This is a genomic window from Shewanella sp. SM87 (genome assembly GCF_025653705.1).
Lineage (GTDB): Bacteria > Pseudomonadota > Gammaproteobacteria > Enterobacterales > Shewanellaceae > Shewanella > Shewanella oncorhynchi.
Genome location: NZ_JAKKSC010000041.1, coordinates 18359 through 33708, shown reverse-complemented (window position 1 = coordinate 33708; position 15350 = coordinate 18359). Strand labels below are relative to the sequence as shown.

Here is a 15350-nt window from a genome sequence, read left to right as displayed (position 1 = left end):
TACGTTTGCAAAACGACATCAATGTTCTAAGCCAGCTACGTTTAGGCCAAAAAGTCCACTTCAAGGCCAAAGAAGGCCAAGTGTTCGGGGTGGTTATCAAAATCAACAAGAAATCAGTGATGGTGGTCAGCGATGATAACCGCCAGTGGAAAATCCCACCAGGACTGGTGCAGATCATGAAAGACATCTAGCCAGGATGCTTGGCCGAAATCTATAAGGCGTCAATACGTCCTAAAATGGACGCTTACATTGCTTCGACACTCCTCTAAAAATACGACCAATACTCTGCTGGCTGGGAATACCATTGGTAAAGGGGCGGTATTTCCGTAACCATTCCAATTCCAATGTGCCGAATTCATGGCAAGCAGACCAGCTTTGAGCGCCTGAGATGACGGCACTAAGCACAAGAAAACAGATGTCAATGACATCATGTTCTTGATTTATATGGGAACGGCAATCAGTAATGTTATCGAGATGTTTGAGCATATATAGGTCAAAAGACAAAGAAAAAGTGACCTATTTGATCACATTGGCGGGATCAATCAAGCTATTTCTTATCTCATTGTTTTTAAGGGTTATGCATAAAAAGCGATCGAGTATGATCAGCCCCTGATTTTATATTGGATTGATTGTTATCATATTTTTTATTTTAAAATGTTATTTTTATTTTCATTTAATTATGTTTTTCAAATAAATTTTCATTGCTAAATGCAGTATTTTTCACTACTATTATTTGATAATCATTGGAGATATATTTTGCGTAGAATCCACTTAATCATGATGTTTGTTTTACTGACGTTTGTCGGTCAAACTTTTGCGTCTGTGATTATGCCTGGTACTATGCCAATGAATTCAATGACGACTTCAAATATGCCTGCTGAAAATGGCAAAGCATGTCATGACGCTAGTATGCAAATGAACATGAACATGAACATGAACATGAACATGGATATGAGTGATGGTGCGGATGATAGTTGCTGCGCCCAAGCGTGCCATTGTCCTGTCGGATCATGTTTATCAGTCGCTTTAACGATGGCGATGCCAACGCTTAAATCAGAAGTCAATTTAGTTAATGCTGCAACAATGTTTACCTCAGCACTAATGCCTCAGTATCGTTCTTCTTTATACCGTCCTCCAATATTTGCCTAACATAGGCACAGTTACGCCTTTTTTTTGCTAGCTGTCCTAGCCAATCATGTAGTTTCAATTTTTTAACCTTTTGGTTAATAAACTGACATTAAACCGCGTTGTTTAATGTGACGAAATTTGATTTGGAGGCAATATTATGTCTGCTCTATATCGCAATTCTATTAGTTTTTTTCGTGTCATAGGTACTATTTTTATTCTGCAAACTATGGGAGGGATATTAATTGCCCGTGCAGCAGAGCCCGGCACTACGGAGCCATTACTCACCGTTTATAAAGATGCTAATTGCGGCTGTTGTGAGAAATGGCTAACGCATATTAGTGAGCGTGGATTTAGTGTTAGTGCCCACAATATTAACAACCTTTATGAGTTTAAACAGTCAAAGGGCATTCCTGCTTCAATGCAATCTTGCCATACCGCTGTGTCATCTCAAGGTTATGTGTTTGAAGGGCATGTCCCTGCAAAATTCATTAGTCGTTTTTTAGCCACCCCTCCTAAAGATGCTATCGGCTTAACCGTACCCGCTATGCCAGTGGGCAGCCCTGGCATGGAGTACCAAGATAAATTTATGCCATATCAAGTCTTACTGTTGAAAAAAGATGGCAGTAGTGAAGTTTACGCCCAAGTGAACTCGCTTGAGGAGTCTGTACAATGAAATCGCAATACATGATAAAACCCATGATTCAAATGACAAACAGTGAACTCAACAACAGCCGACGCCGGTTTGTGTTTGGTGCATCCGCCATGTTGGCATTGATGTCGATCCCTTTCCCTAAAAATGCCGTTGCCAATGCGTTAAGCCAATCGTTGAGCCAGCTCTCTGGCAAAGTGTTTGACTTATCAATTGACTATAAAATGGTTAATTTTACCGGGAAATCTGCTCGAGCTACTGTGGTAAACCAATTACTGCCCGCGCCGTTATTACGTTGGAAAGAAGGTGAAACAGTCACCTTAAGAGTAAAAAATAATCTCGACCATGATAGCTCTATTCACTGGCACGGTATTATTTTACCCACCGAAATGGACGGTGTGCCTGGCTTTAGCTTTGATGGCATTAAACCCGGTGAAACATTTGAGTATCAATTTACCGTCCAGCAAAGTGGCACATATTGGTATCACAGTCATTCAGGCTATCAAGAACAAACCGGTTTATTCGGCGCTATTGTGATTGATCCAGCGACCCCCGATCCGGTTATATATGACCGTGACTATGTGATCATGCTGTCTGATTGGTCTGACGAAGCCCCTGAAAACATTTATGCCAAATTAAAGAAACAAGCCGATTACTATAATTACCGTGAGCGTACGGTAATGGATTTTTTCTCTGACGTGAATAAAAATGGCTTAGCCAATACGTGGAACGCTCGTTCGATGTGGAATAACGCGCGCATGAGTGACAGAGACATATCTGATGTTACGGGTTCAACTTACACCTATTTAATGAATGGCAATCCTCCGCAACAGGGCTGGCAAGGGTTGTTTGAACAAGGTGAGAAGGTGCGCTTACGCTTTATAAATAGTTCTGCTATGACCATATTTGATGTACGTATACCGGGTCTCAAAATGAGTGTTGTCGCCAGTGATGGTCAGAACATTCAACCGGTATCTGTGGATGAATTTCGAATCGGTGTTGCTGAAACCTATGATGTGGTTATTGAGCCAGAGGTTGATAATGCCTATTGTATTTTCGCTCAAAGTATTGACCGCACCGGCTTTACGGTAGGTAACCTTACCTCAGATGCCAGTTTACATGCTCCTATTCCCCCAATGGATCCAAGGCCAGTCCTTGGCCACAGTGATATGGGCATGGATATGAGTGATATGGATATGAGCGGTATGGATCATAGCAAAATGGACATGGGCGCTGGTGATATGTCAGGCATGGATCACAGCAAGATGGCTATGGGTGGCGGTGATATGTCAGGCATGGATCACAGCAAGATGGCTATGGACGGCGGTGATATGTCAGGCATGGATCATAGCAAGATGGCTATGGGCAGCGGTGATATGTCAGGCATGGATCACAGCAAGATGGCTATGGGTGGCGGTGATATGTCAGGCATGGATCACAGCAAAATGGCCATGGACGCTGCGAAAGCGACAGTCTCAGGACTAGGGCTTGCAGGCTTTGGCAGTAACAATGAAATTAAACACATTGACACCGAGTTCGGCCCACAAGTGGATATGCGTGCAGATGCGCCAAAAAGTGGTTTACACGATCCCGGGATTGGATTGCGTGACCATCAACAACAATTTAATCGCAAAGTATTAACTTATGGCGATATTAAAGGCTTACATCCTACCTACGACACGCGCCAACCTAGCCGCGAAATTCAACTGCATTTAACCGGCAATATGAACCGATATATGTGGTCTGTGAATGGGGTGAAATTTATGGACGCCGCGCCATTAGAGTTTGAATACGGAGAAAGACTGCGGATCACCTTAGTGAACGACACGATGATGACTCACCCTATGCATTTGCATGGTATGTGGAGTGAGTTAGAGACAGGCGACCCTGATTTTATTCCCCGTAAGCACACGGTATTAGTTCAGCCGGGTTCTAAGATCAGTTACTTAGTCACCGCCGATGCAAAAGGGCAATGGGCATATCATTGCCACTTGTTATTCCACATGCCAGGCATGTTCAGAAAAGTCGTGGTGAAATAAGGGGAATACAGATGAATAAAACGAATTTAGTGGCATTGGGACTGTTGAGTCTGAGCGCCTCATTGGCTAGCTCAGCTGTGTTTGCCGGCGGTAATGATGATCCTCTATTAACAAAAGTCATGCTGGATCAATTTGAAAAAGGCGTGGATCCGCAAGATCCTACCCAGTTTAGTGCACAAGCCTGGTTAGGTTACGATTTGAATAAGTTGTGGCTTAAAACCGAAGGTGAATATTCAAATAGTGATAAGCAAGACCTTGAAATTCAGGCTCTTTACAGTAAGCCCATCGCACCATACTGGGATGTACAATTCGGTATTAAAACCGATATCAAACCGACGCCGAACCGTAATTGGGCTGTGATTGGGGTTCAAGGGTTAGCGCCATATTTTTTTGATATTGACGCGGCCTTATTCATCGGTGAACAAGGCCGTACGGCTATGCGGTTGAGTGCGGAATATGAACTGTTAATCACTCAAAAATTGATACTCACACCTGAAGTAGAAGTTAATTTATTTGGTAAGGACGATGCTGAACTTGGAATAGGCTCAGGCTTATCTGACGTCAGTGCAGGGCTGCGATTGAGATACGAGATTGTTCGAGAGTTCGCACCCTATATCGGTGTTGATTGGCGTCAGAAGCTCGGTAATACCGCCGATTACGCCCGAAGTGAAGGGGAAGATACACAAGAAACCCAGTTTGTTATTGGTTTTAGCGCGTGGTTCTAAGACCTCGTTCGTACACTGAGTTATAAGCTTGGCGCCAAGATGTTAGCTAAGCCAATATTAAATCATTTATGTAAACCGTTTTTCGATCGTTAAAAACAATATAAAAGGAAATATCATGAAATTATTTAACAACGTTTTAGTCGTAACAAGTCTATTCCTGAGTGCTTCAGCATTTGCTCATGTCGGACTGGGCAGTTCTATGCCCACTAACGGTGCCATGCTAAGTCAAGCACCAACAACGCTTGAACTGACCTTTACGGCTCCGGTACGTTTGGTCAAATTAACAATGCAAGATGAGAAGCAGCAAAGCGTACCGCTAACATTACCTTCAAGTGCGACCAGCCAAGCAGCATTTTCATTCGCTCTACCAGCATTAAGCGCAGCTAATTACACGGTTAACTGGATGATCATGGGTGATGACGGTCATAAGATGAAAGGCAACATGAGCTTTATGCTTCACGACTCTGGCATGAACACTCGCAGTGCACCGCCTATGACAATGGAGCATGAGACTAGCGAGCACACTGCACATCAATAAGTGGATGAGTAAACATGATATTAACCGTATTTGAAATATCGGTGTTGATATCTAAATGGGTTATCTATCTGAGTGTTGCCGCTGTTATTGGCGGCACATTGATGCAATACCTCATTAAGGGTCAACTTAATCTGAGCATTAGCGTTGCAAAATATACCGGCCTAGGTGCCGTATTGGGATTGATTGCCGTTAGTATCAATTATTTTGCGCAAGTAGGGGCTTTTGCTGAAAACGGCTTGATGGGAATATTTGATGCGCAGATGCATGCTTTTCTGTGGCCAACCCAGGTAGGGCAAACGGTGCTTTGGCGCTTAATCGGTTTTGGGTTAATGCTAGTGGCTAGTGGTTTACTGTTACATAAGAACCGTTATATCAAAACGTTTTCTGCGGTATTAGCGATTCTCAGTTGTCTGTTAATTGCTGTCACGTTTACTTTTATTGGCCATAGCACTGAACTGGGATTGCTTGCTCAAGGCTTAATATTGATACACGTGTTGATCATTGGCAGTTGGATAGGCGCTTTTTATCCATTATGGAAATTATGCTGCACCGATGACCACATCGTCATAAAAAATGTCATGGATACATTTGGTCGTTTAGGCATAGTGATTGTCATTCTAGTGTTGCTTTCAGGCATGGGAATGGTGTGGATGTTGTTTGATAGTCCCACTGAATTAATCAGTTCCGATTATGGTATTGCGGTCACCATCAAGCTCTGTTTGGTGGCTATCATTTTGCTTATAGCAGCATGGCATAAATTGGTTTTAGTACCAAAATTAACGATTGCGAACACATTACTCGCAAAACAAAAACTACAAAAATCGATTGGATTAGAAGCATTAATAGCAGTACTGATATTAGCGACAACAGCGGTACTTTCGAGCGTGCTAGGTCCTATGAGCCTTGGATAATCACTATAAATTAACAGAGAGATAAAAATGAAAAATAGCCCTTTAACAATACTCATAACGACCGGGATATTACTGATGTCCGCAGGACAAAGCTCATTGAGCTTCGCCCATGGTGATGAAACTCACCCTATAGAACAAAAAGCGTTTATCGGTGTTGATTCCGCCGCGGGTAATGTCGTCAAACAATTTCATGCTGCATTACAAACGGGCAATGAGGCTATTGTTAGGCAGTCATTAGCAGCCAATGTGCAAATTTATGAAGGTGGAAAAGTAGAACGTTCACTTACGGATTATGCCAATCATCATATGCTTGCGGATATGGCTTACTTAAAAGGGTTAACCATAACGCCAAAAGAACACCAAATAACGATTACGGGTGACATTGCTATTTCAACGTCAATAAGTCACGCCCAAGGTGAATATAAGGGTAAAAGTATTGACTCGATGACCATGGAAACGCTTGTGTTAATTAAACAAGTGGATGGTAGTTGGAAAATAACCCACGTGCACTGGTCGTAACTAATAAGAATTTCATCAACCAGATAAAGGATTATCTTGAGTTCCTTTGTAGGTAGTGTTCCCAAGAAAACCACAAAGACTCACGTCATGTTAATGCATGATATTTTATGGAAAAGGATTTCCATTTTTTATATAAAAAAGACCGGAGTAATTCCAGTCCTTTTACAAGCCATATTTAAATGTTAATTTTAAATAAGTTTCATAGTTGTAATGCAAGTTCTATCGTTATTGAAAGTAGACAATACTTCTCTCGCCACTCTTTTGCTTCCGTCTTTTGCTTCATAGTAAATATTAAATGCTAAATTTTTATCTTTTGGAACCCAAAAGTCTATAAATCCATCACGTTGTGTCGTCATTTTTTTGTCTATTAATGTTTCACCTGTGTCAGTATCAATCATGACAACTTTCATTGTTTGATTTCTTATCTCTCCGGTACAACCTGTTAAAACATGATTCGTACATGGATGAGAACTATTAATGTACGGAGCTATTGAAAGAAAGAATTGATCTTTTGGTATTGCTACAGAACTACTTTTACCATCTGAGAAAGTTGCAACTATTCTATTGGGTAATACTTTTATCATTATCCCTTCATTATTTTTGTATAGTGTATGTGCTGTTGTAACAGCACTCTTATAGTCTAAGTTTTTAAACGTTTCTGCATTTATTATTGTGGCATATGATTGACTTGAATATGCAACTATAAGTGCTAATAGAATGTGTTTTTTAATCATGGTCTGATTTTTCCTATATAGTTTATAAAATATTTTTATTTAAACGTGCCTCGCTTATTTTTATTGTAACGATTGTGGTTTTATATATATTGATCTAATTAACATTATTGATATTGGCCTGATGTTTTTGGTCGTTTGTTTTTTTGTTTTTTAAATATATGCTTTAACGCTCTATTCTCCCACGTTTTTAGCTCAGGTTTTAAACTTGCGTCTTCATTTAATTTTTCTACCTAAGTTTTTAAACTTGGGTTTTAAACCTATGTTTATTTTAAATTAATATTTATGTCGGTTTGATATTTTTTTTGCGAAATAGATCACTGTTAAAAATGCTCTAGTTTGTATTATCGATTGGGTTTGTAATTTATTTGTTTATCTTTGATTTTAGTTTTACTTAATATAGTTTCTTATTTGTAACTTAACGTTAATAAGGTTTGTATGTTTAAATATAATAAATATGTTTTGGTGCTATTAGCAATGAGTAATAATGCACTCTCTAATGATGATATTGAGAGTTTTTCTGAATGGATACACAATGGTAATGTTGGAGGTACAGCGAGATCGTACTATTTCGAACAAGATTTTGACGATTCAAATACAGAGAATAGCTCGATTTGGGTGAATGGTGGTAATGTTACTTTTAATACATCAGAGTTTAATGGGTTTAAATTGGGAGGAGAGGTACAGGGGTCATACGTTAGTAATATCAATGATGATGATGATACAACTGCGGGAGATATGAACGCACAAGGTCTTGTATTATCGGAAGCTTTTTTGAAGTATCAGTTTGGTGATACTGTGTTTTCTGGAGGTAGACAACACTTTTCATCACCCCTTATCGCTAACTCAGGTGCAAGATTGATAAATGAATCTTTTGAAATGTATCAGGTGTCTTCAAGTCATTTTGATGGTACTGATATTTCGATTGGATATGTGACTAAATATCAGACTCGAACAGATAAATCGTTTTATGTTGATAATGAATTTGTTGATTTTGATTTTAATGGTTCTGGCTCTCCTGGCGATTTTTATAAAATAGGTAATGATGGCGTTTTTTTCGTACAAGTTAACAAGCGAATCGCTAAAAAATTCAAAGTTAACTCACAGTACGCAAATGTAATAAATGAAGTCCAAGCACTTTATGCGGATGTCGAATATACATTGCCAACTAACTTTAACAGTTATATTGCAATGCAATATTACAAAACTAAGTGGGATAAAAATGAACTAGTCGATAATGATCTTTTGGGCTTTAAAGTAGGTTTCAGTCAGGGAGGAGTAGATTTTTTTGCTGGTTATACATTAGCTGGAGGAAATGAAGGAGAAAATAGAGTTTTTAGAGGCATTGGTCAAGGAGCTTATTATCAGTTTACTGCCACTACTAAAACTGCGGGTGTTGGGGCATTTGAATCTGGAACAAATTCGTATCAATTGGGGTTAGGTTCTGCTATCTCTAATCTTAAAGGTAAAATATTTTATACATCTTTTGACAATCCCATAGTGGGAAAAGATTTAAATGAATGGACGGTTAATCTTGCATATCAATTTGATGGTAAACTCGAAAATATCGGTATATCAATTGATTTTTCAATATTGGATTATGAAAACAATCAAAAAGACGCTACAGATTTAAGAACGAAATTCATTTACAGCTTTTAAAGGTTGTAAATGTTTTTGACAAATGTTAATTCCCTAATAATTATATTGTAATTGTAAATTCAGGTCGTGTTAATGGGTGTGCTTGGGTTTACAATTTTATATGAAAAATACGTCTAGATGATTAAAGTTGAAAAACTTGTTATTTGATAATTTATCAATATCTACGTTTACAAAAAAATTCATCTTGAATGTATTTTAGAACCAGGGGGTTACACAGGGTGAGATTATGCTTTGTAAATTCTGTTAACATTTAGCTATTTTGTTCTTAAGTCGACTTAATGCGAGATTATTGATTGATATAAATCATCCATAATCGAATGAAATTCGTTCGACTGGATAGGTTTGTTAACCAATTTAACAATGTATAATCCGGCCCTGGGGGGTTACAAACATAAGCAGGGCGAGATCGTGAATATATTTTAACCGTTTTGAGCTAAATTTGACGGACGGCATCGATTATGATCTTATGCTCTCTTTTTCTTATAGAGAGCATAAGAGCATGTACCTTGAAGCCTTCACATCACATTTCAACTCGATTGCTGACAGCCGACAATCTGCCAAAGTGACTTACCCGTTGCATGATGTATTGTTCGTCACTCTGTGTGGTGTGATTGCTGGCGCCGAAGGTTGGTCTGAGATCCACGATTATGCTGTCGGGCACCATAATTGGTTTAAAGAAAAGGGAATTCTGACCGAAGGTGTCCCTGTCCGGGGGAAGCACAACCTATATTTTCATTTCCATAACTGAAACAAGTCCGGCAGTGTTTATTTCTCCGGGAGTTGGCTGGATATTCATTTCCTGGCGTACTCTGACGCCGGGTATTGATGAAGCAATCCAGCCTTACTGATAAGTTGCACTAATTATATCGAATGGCTTCTGTTTGCTGCATGACAGGCTAATGACATCTTTGTCATTTAAATCTTTATTCTCAGTGTTGGGGCTCCGGAATCCTTTGCTCCAGTCTGAGCACGGATAAGATAAAACGAGTTGAGCGTACGTCCGATTCCACCTGCACTCTTCCGTGATGTGCTTCCACGATTGACTTCACAATTGCAAGGCCGATGCCGCTGCCTTCTCCTTTTCGTTGTCTGGACGGATCCACCCGATAAAAACGGTCAAAAAGCCTTGATAAATGCTCTTCAGGGATTGGTTTCCCCGGATTTTCAATCACCAGGTCAAAAAAGCTCTCTTGCTCTCTTATTGAGACGGTGATTGCCTGTCCCTCCGGGGTATAACGCAGGGCATTGGATAACAGATTATTGATCGCTCTTCTGAACATTTGTGGATCTCCCTCAACCAGGCAGGGCATCCCGTTAAATTTGAGCGTGATATTGCGTTCTTCGGCCCAGGCTTCGAAAAACTCGAAGACTTTCATGACTTCTGCTCTGAGGTCAAACCGGACCCTGTCAGGTATAAGCTGATTATTGTCCGCCTGCGCCAGGAACAGCATGTCGCTGACCATTTTGGTCATCCGGTTATACTCTTCAAGACTGGAGTAGAGGACATCCTCAAGTTCCTTCTGGGTTCGATCCTGACTCAGTGCGATTTCAGTCTGCGTCACCAGATTGGTGATGGGCGTTCTGATCTCGTGCGCGATATCGGCAGAGAAATTGGCCTGGCGGGTAAAGACATCCTCAATCTTTCCAATCATATGATTGAACGAGATAACCAGCTGTTCCAGCTCAATGGGAACGCGTGTCGGTTCCAGCCGCGCATCAAGATTCTCGGAGGTGATGCTTTTAATGGCATTGCTGACATTACGAAGGGGCAGGTGCCCCTGACGGACAGCGATGCGAATGATCAGAACAATCAGCAGGCTTATCACGACGGCAATCGCAATCAGATTTTTTTTCAGCGCATCGAGGTAATGGAGATGGAAATTAATGGAGAGGCCAGTCAGCATGACATAGTTCTGCTGTTTGCCCTGAAATATCGCCTGGCCAGAGGAGGCGATAATCCGGTATGTTTCCATCTTCATTTCAGACCCGGTATCCATCGGTCTCGCAGGATCCTCCACCGTCCAGAGAAAGACATCCCGTGCGTGGCTGTGCTCGCTAAAATCTGCTGAATTCACGGCCGGGCGTAGTGCTGCCCCCTGCGCTGAACTAAAGAGCACCTCACCCCTGGGATTGAGGAGCAAAAGGGCAACGTTGCGGTAGCTGGCAATCGATTCCTTTATTTTGCTTACTTTTTTTTCATCTGGATCTACCGGGGACTGGAGTATACGGTTCAGTGTGGTGCTGATTTGTTGAAGATCGCTGACATCCTGCTCGGCAAAATGATTTTCAACAGAATGCAGCATAAACCAGGTGAAGGCGATAAAAGCCAGTATCGTGGACAGGCTGATAAAAAAGGTCAGCCGCAGGGAGAGTGAGAAAGGGTGCCTGGAAGGTTTGCTATGCATCCGGGACCTCCAGCATATAGCCCACGCCCCGGACTGTCTGGATCAGCTTTGTCTCGTAATCGTTGTCTATTTTAGCGCGGAGTCGCTTTACGGCGACATCAATCGCGTTAGTGTCGCTGTCAAAATTCATGTCCCAGACCTGAGAGGCAATCAGGGAACGGGGAAGAACCTCTCCCTGATGGCGAATGAAAAATTCCAGCAGGCTGAACTCTTTACTGGTGAGCACAATGCGGTTTCCGGCGCGACTGACTTTTCTGGATACGAGATCAATCGAGAGACCAGCCACCCTAAACTGGCTTTCCGTGATCATCGTGTTTCCCCGCCTCAGAAGGGTTTTCACCCGGGCTAGCAGTTCGGCAAACGCAAAGGGTTTAACCAGATAATCGTCCGCACCCAGTTCCAGTCCTTTGACCCTGTGTTCGATCGTGCCGAGGGCCGTCAGCAGTAAGACCGGCATACCCTTTCCGGCAGTGCGCAGCATCCGGATGATATCCCAGCCGTTCACATCAGGCAGCATGATGTCCAGAATGACTAAATCATACTCGGCTGTCATGGCGAGATGATATCCGGTAAGACCATTATCAGCGTGATCCACTACGAACCCTGCCTCTCTAAGCCCTTTGCTGAGATATTCACCTGTTTTAATTTCGTCTTCGACGATCAATATTTTCATCTTGCTCCCCGGCTGGCTGCTAAGGTCATTCTATTGCGCCCACGATCATTATCAACGGATTACAGCAAAAATGACAACATTGTCATTATCCTGTCACCCGACAAACAGAGAGCGTTCGGTAAAGTACCCCTATCAATACTCTGGACTTCATTTGAACCATTTACCAGGTCTGCCTGGACGAGAAGCGTTATGTTCAAATTAAAATTACTCAGCATTAGCACGATATTCATCCTGACCGGTTGTGTCTCTCTGGCACCTGAATATCAGCGCCCGGCAGCACCGGTACCCCAGCAGTTTTCACTGTCCCGAAACAGCCTTACGCCAGCAGTGAATGGTTATCAGGATACGGGCTGGCGTAACTTTTTTGTCGATCCCCAGGTTACCCGGCTGATCGGGGAAGCCCTTGCTAATAACCGTAATTTGAGAATGGCTGCCCTGAAGGTTGAAGAGGCCCGGGCCCAGTTCAACGTCACGGATGCAGATCGTTATCCCCAGCTGAATGCCTCATCCGGGATCACCTACAGCGGTGGTCTGAAAGGCGACAAGCCGACCACACAGGAGTACGACGCGGGTCTGGAACTCCGCTATGAGCTCGATTTTTTCGGCAAGCTCAAGAACATGAGTGACGCTGATCGCCAGAACTACTTTGCCAGCGAAGAAGCCCGTCGGGCTGTACATATCCTGCTGGTCTCCAGCGTTTCACAAAGCTATTTCAGCCAGCAACTGGCGTATGAACAACTCCGTATCGCGCGGGAAACGCTGAAAAATTACGAACAGTCCTATGCTTTCGTTGAGCAACAGCTCGTGACCGGGAGTACGAATGTGCTGGCGCTTGAACAGGCCAGGGGACAAATCGAAAGTACCCGCGCTGAGATAGCCAAACGAGAAGGCGATCTGGCTCAGGCAAACAATGCCCTGCAACTGGTGCTGGGAACGTACCGTGCACTGCCGCCAGAAAAAGGGATGAAAGGCGGTGAGATCGCGCCAGTTAAACTGCCATCAAACCTGTCGTCACAAATTTTGCTGCAGCGACCGGATATTATGGAGGCGGAATACCAGCTGAAAGCGGCTGATGCGAATATTGGCGCAGCGCGGGCGGCCTTTTTCCCGTCCATTACCCTGACCAGTGGCCTTTCCGCAAGCAGTACGGAGCTGTCCAGTCTCTTCACGCCAGGAAGCGGAATGTGGAATTTTATCCCTAAAATTGACATTCCTGTTTTTAATGCCGGCAGGAACAAAGCCTATCTCAAACTGGCAGAAATTCGCCAGCAACAGTCGGTGGTTAATTACGAACAAAAAATTCAGTCCGCCTTTAAGGATGTTTCCGACACGTTTGCGCTGCGCGACAGCCTTAGCCAGCAACTTGAGTCACAGCAGCGTTATCTTGATTCACTTCAGATAACTCTCCAGCGAGCCAGAGGATTGTATGCAAGTGGTGCTGTCAGTTACATCGAAGTGCTGGATGCAGAACGTTCCCTCTTCGCTACGCAGCAAACCATTCTCGATCTTACCTATTCCCGACAGGTTAACGAAATTAATCTGTTTACTGCGCTGGGTGGCGGTTGGGTAGAATAAATTTATTTAATTAATCAGGAAATTAAAAATGCGTAATTCACTTAAAGCTGTTTTATTTGGTGCCTTCTCTGTCATGTTTTCTGCCTGTCTTCATGCTGAAACACATCAGCATGGCGATATGAATGCTGCCAGTGATGCTTCGGTACAGCAGGTTATCAAGGGCACCGGTGTCGTTAAAGACATTGATATGAATAGTAAAAAGATCACCATTTCGCACGAAGCAATCCCTGCGGTGGGCTGGCCTGCAATGACCATGCGCTTCACTTTTGTTAATGCAGACGACGCTATCAATGCCCTGAAAACCGGCAACCATGTCGATTTCTCGTTTATTCAGCAGGGCAATATCTCCTTACTCAAAAGCATTAACGTTACGCAATCCTGATTGACTGTCCGGAGCGAATACATCCAGTGCGCCTGAACATTCATTAAGGGATTACTGTGAATGAATGATCGGGCGCATATGCCAGGTGTTTTGATTTTTCAGCGAGAAATTGTATGGCTTCTTTAAAGATAAAATATGCTGCAATAATTATCAGCAGCCTCCTAGCAGGAGGGCTGATATCGGTTACTGCCTGGCAGTATGTAAACTCATCACAAAAAACAGTACAAACAGAACAAAAGGCACCGGAGAAAAAGGTACTTTTCTGGTATGACCCGATGAAACCGGGTACCAAATTTGATAAACCCGGAAAATCTCCCTTTATGGATATGGACCTTGTGCCTAAATATGCTGATGAAAGCGACGAGAAAAGCAATGGCGGGATCCGTATTGACCCAACGCAGGTTCAGAACCTGGGATTAAAAACGCAAAAAGTCACGCGCGGAATGCTGAATTATTCTCAGACGATCCCGGCGAATGTCAGTTACAACGAGTATCAGTTTGTCATTTTGCAGGCACGCTCTGACGGTTTTGTCGAAAAAGTGTATCCCCTGACGATTGGCGATCATGTGAAGAAAGGCACTCCGCTTATCGATATCACCATTCCTGAATGGGTTGAGGCACAAAGTGAGTTCCTGCTGCTATCCGGTACAGGCGGTACGCCAACCCAGATAAAAGGGGTTCTGGAGCGACTTCGTCTGGCTGGTATGCCGGAAGAGGATATTCAAAGACTGCGTTCAACCCGCACAATCCAGACCCGTTTTACCATTAAAGCACCTATTGATGGTGTCATTACTGCATTTGACCTGCGCACCGGCATGAATATTTCGAAAGATAAGGTGGTGGCTCAGATTCAGGGGATGGACCCGGTCTGGATCAGCGCTGCAGTGCCAGAATCTATCGCCTATCTGCTGAAAGATACGTCGCAGTTTGAAATTTCGGTACCGGCTTATCCGGATAAAACATTCCATGTCGAAAAATGGAACATTCTTCCCAGCGTGGATCAGACAACCCGTACGCTTCAGGTCCGTCTCCAGGTTTCTAATAAGGATGAGTTTCTCAAACCGGGCATGAATGCCTATCTCAAACTGAATACCAAGAGCCAGGAGATGCTGCTGATACCAAGCCAGGCCGTTATTGATACCGGCAAAGAACAGCGCGTGATTACTGTTGATGATGAAGGCAAGTTTGTGCCGAAACAGATCCACGTTCTGCATGAATCACAGCAACAGTCCGGCATCGGCTCCGGCCTGAATGAAGGCGATACCGTGGTGGTCAGTGGCCTGTTCCTCATTGACTCCGAAGCCAATATTACGGGCGCGCTGGAACGTATGCGCCACCCTGAAAAAACAGAAAGCAGTATGCCAGCAATGTCTGACCAGCCTGTAAATATGCATTCAGGGCACTGAGGAGACGACG

15 protein-coding genes and 2 pseudogenes are annotated in these 15350 nt (G+C 43.0%); 13 read left to right on the top strand and 4 right to left on the bottom strand.

Annotated features, from left to right (window positions below; genetic code table 11):
- The coding region (locus L5M11_RS21445) for a transposase (RefSeq protein WP_263193192.1) at positions 1-191 on the top strand (191 nt) is incomplete at its 5' end.
- Between the two features lie 58 nt (positions 192-249).
- Here the strand turns inward: L5M11_RS21445 and L5M11_RS21440 are convergent.
- A pseudogene (locus tag L5M11_RS21440) lies at positions 250-486 on the bottom strand (transposase family protein); the annotation flags it as partial.
- Between the two features lie 270 nt (positions 487-756).
- On the opposite strand from L5M11_RS21440, the gene L5M11_RS21435 reads away from it, so the two are divergent.
- From L5M11_RS21435 to L5M11_RS21405, 7 genes are all read left to right on the top strand, one after another.
- Positions 757-1149 carry a hypothetical protein gene (locus L5M11_RS21435; RefSeq protein WP_263193191.1) on the top strand — a complete coding sequence of 131 codons (393 nt, stop codon included), beginning with the start codon at positions 757-759 and terminating at the stop codon, positions 1147-1149.
- 136 nt (positions 1150-1285) lie between these two features.
- On the top strand, positions 1286-1801 hold the full coding sequence (locus L5M11_RS21430) for a DUF411 domain-containing protein (protein WP_011711622.1): 516 nt from the start codon (positions 1286-1288) through the stop codon (positions 1799-1801).
- Entirely contained in the window at positions 1798-3816 is a 2019-nt protein-coding gene (locus L5M11_RS21425) for a copper resistance system multicopper oxidase (RefSeq protein WP_011918406.1), read from the top strand. Before L5M11_RS21430 ends, L5M11_RS21425 begins: the two co-directional genes overlap by 4 nt.
- An 11-nt stretch (positions 3817-3827) precedes the next feature.
- Entirely contained in the window at positions 3828-4541 is a 714-nt protein-coding gene (locus L5M11_RS21420) for a copper resistance protein B (protein ID WP_011711624.1), read from the top strand.
- A gap of 115 nt (positions 4542-4656) precedes the next feature.
- Entirely contained in the window at positions 4657-5079 is a 423-nt protein-coding gene (locus L5M11_RS21415) for a copper resistance protein CopC (protein WP_037425940.1), read from the top strand.
- Positions 5080-5252: 173 nt separating this feature from the next.
- On the top strand, positions 5253-5990 hold the full coding sequence (locus tag L5M11_RS21410; RefSeq protein WP_239642732.1) for a copper resistance D family protein: 738 nt from the start codon (positions 5253-5255) through the stop codon (positions 5988-5990).
- 75 nt (positions 5991-6065) lie between these two features.
- On the top strand, positions 6066-6509 hold the full coding sequence (locus tag L5M11_RS21405) for a YybH family protein (protein ID WP_037426042.1): 444 nt from the start codon (positions 6066-6068) through the stop codon (positions 6507-6509).
- A gap of 188 nt (positions 6510-6697) precedes the next feature.
- Here the strand turns inward: L5M11_RS21405 and L5M11_RS21400 are convergent, their stop codons facing one another.
- Positions 6698-7243 carry a CueP family metal-binding protein gene (locus L5M11_RS21400; RefSeq protein ID WP_259560920.1) on the bottom strand — a complete coding sequence of 182 codons (546 nt, stop codon included), beginning with the start codon at positions 7241-7243 and terminating at the stop codon, positions 6698-6700.
- A gap of 435 nt (positions 7244-7678) precedes the next feature.
- Here L5M11_RS21400 and L5M11_RS21395 point away from each other — a divergent pair, with 435 nt between their 5' ends.
- Together L5M11_RS21395 and L5M11_RS21390 are read left to right on the top strand one after the other, a co-directional pair.
- Positions 7679-8899, top strand: a complete 1221-nt coding sequence (locus tag L5M11_RS21395) for an OprD family porin (RefSeq protein ID WP_263193188.1) — start codon at positions 7679-7681, stop codon at positions 8897-8899.
- A 499-nt stretch (positions 8900-9398) separates the two neighbouring features.
- A pseudogene (locus tag L5M11_RS21390) lies at positions 9399-9608 on the top strand (transposase family protein); the annotation flags it as partial.
- A 220-nt stretch (positions 9609-9828) separates the two neighbouring features.
- Here L5M11_RS21390 and silS read toward each other — a convergent pair.
- Together silS and silR are read right to left on the bottom strand one after the other, a co-directional pair.
- Positions 9829-11304, bottom strand: a complete 1476-nt coding sequence (gene silS / locus L5M11_RS21385; protein WP_263193187.1) for a copper/silver sensor histidine kinase SilS — start codon at positions 11302-11304, stop codon at positions 9829-9831.
- Complete coding sequence (silR, locus tag L5M11_RS21380) at positions 11297-11977, bottom strand: copper/silver response regulator transcription factor SilR (protein ID WP_011918411.1); 681 nt, start codon at positions 11975-11977, stop codon at positions 11297-11299. Before silR ends, silS begins: the two co-directional genes overlap by 8 nt.
- A gap of 189 nt (positions 11978-12166) precedes the next feature.
- Here silR and silC point away from each other — a divergent pair, with 189 nt between their 5' ends.
- From silC to silB, 3 genes are all read left to right on the top strand, one after another.
- Positions 12167-13552, top strand: a complete 1386-nt coding sequence (silC, locus tag L5M11_RS21375) for a Cu(+)/Ag(+) efflux RND transporter outer membrane channel SilC (protein ID WP_259560926.1) — start codon at positions 12167-12169, stop codon at positions 13550-13552.
- Between the two features lie 28 nt (positions 13553-13580).
- The gene (gene cusF, locus L5M11_RS21370) at positions 13581-13934 is read left to right on the top strand and encodes a cation efflux system protein CusF (RefSeq protein ID WP_263193186.1); all 354 of its coding nucleotides are present in this window, start codon (positions 13581-13583) and stop codon (positions 13932-13934) included.
- Between the two features lie 113 nt (positions 13935-14047).
- Positions 14048-15340 carry a Cu(+)/Ag(+) efflux RND transporter periplasmic adaptor subunit SilB gene (silB, locus tag L5M11_RS21365; protein ID WP_259560931.1) on the top strand — a complete coding sequence of 431 codons (1293 nt, stop codon included), beginning with the start codon at positions 14048-14050 and terminating at the stop codon, positions 15338-15340.
- Positions 15341-15350 lie beyond the last annotated feature (10 nt).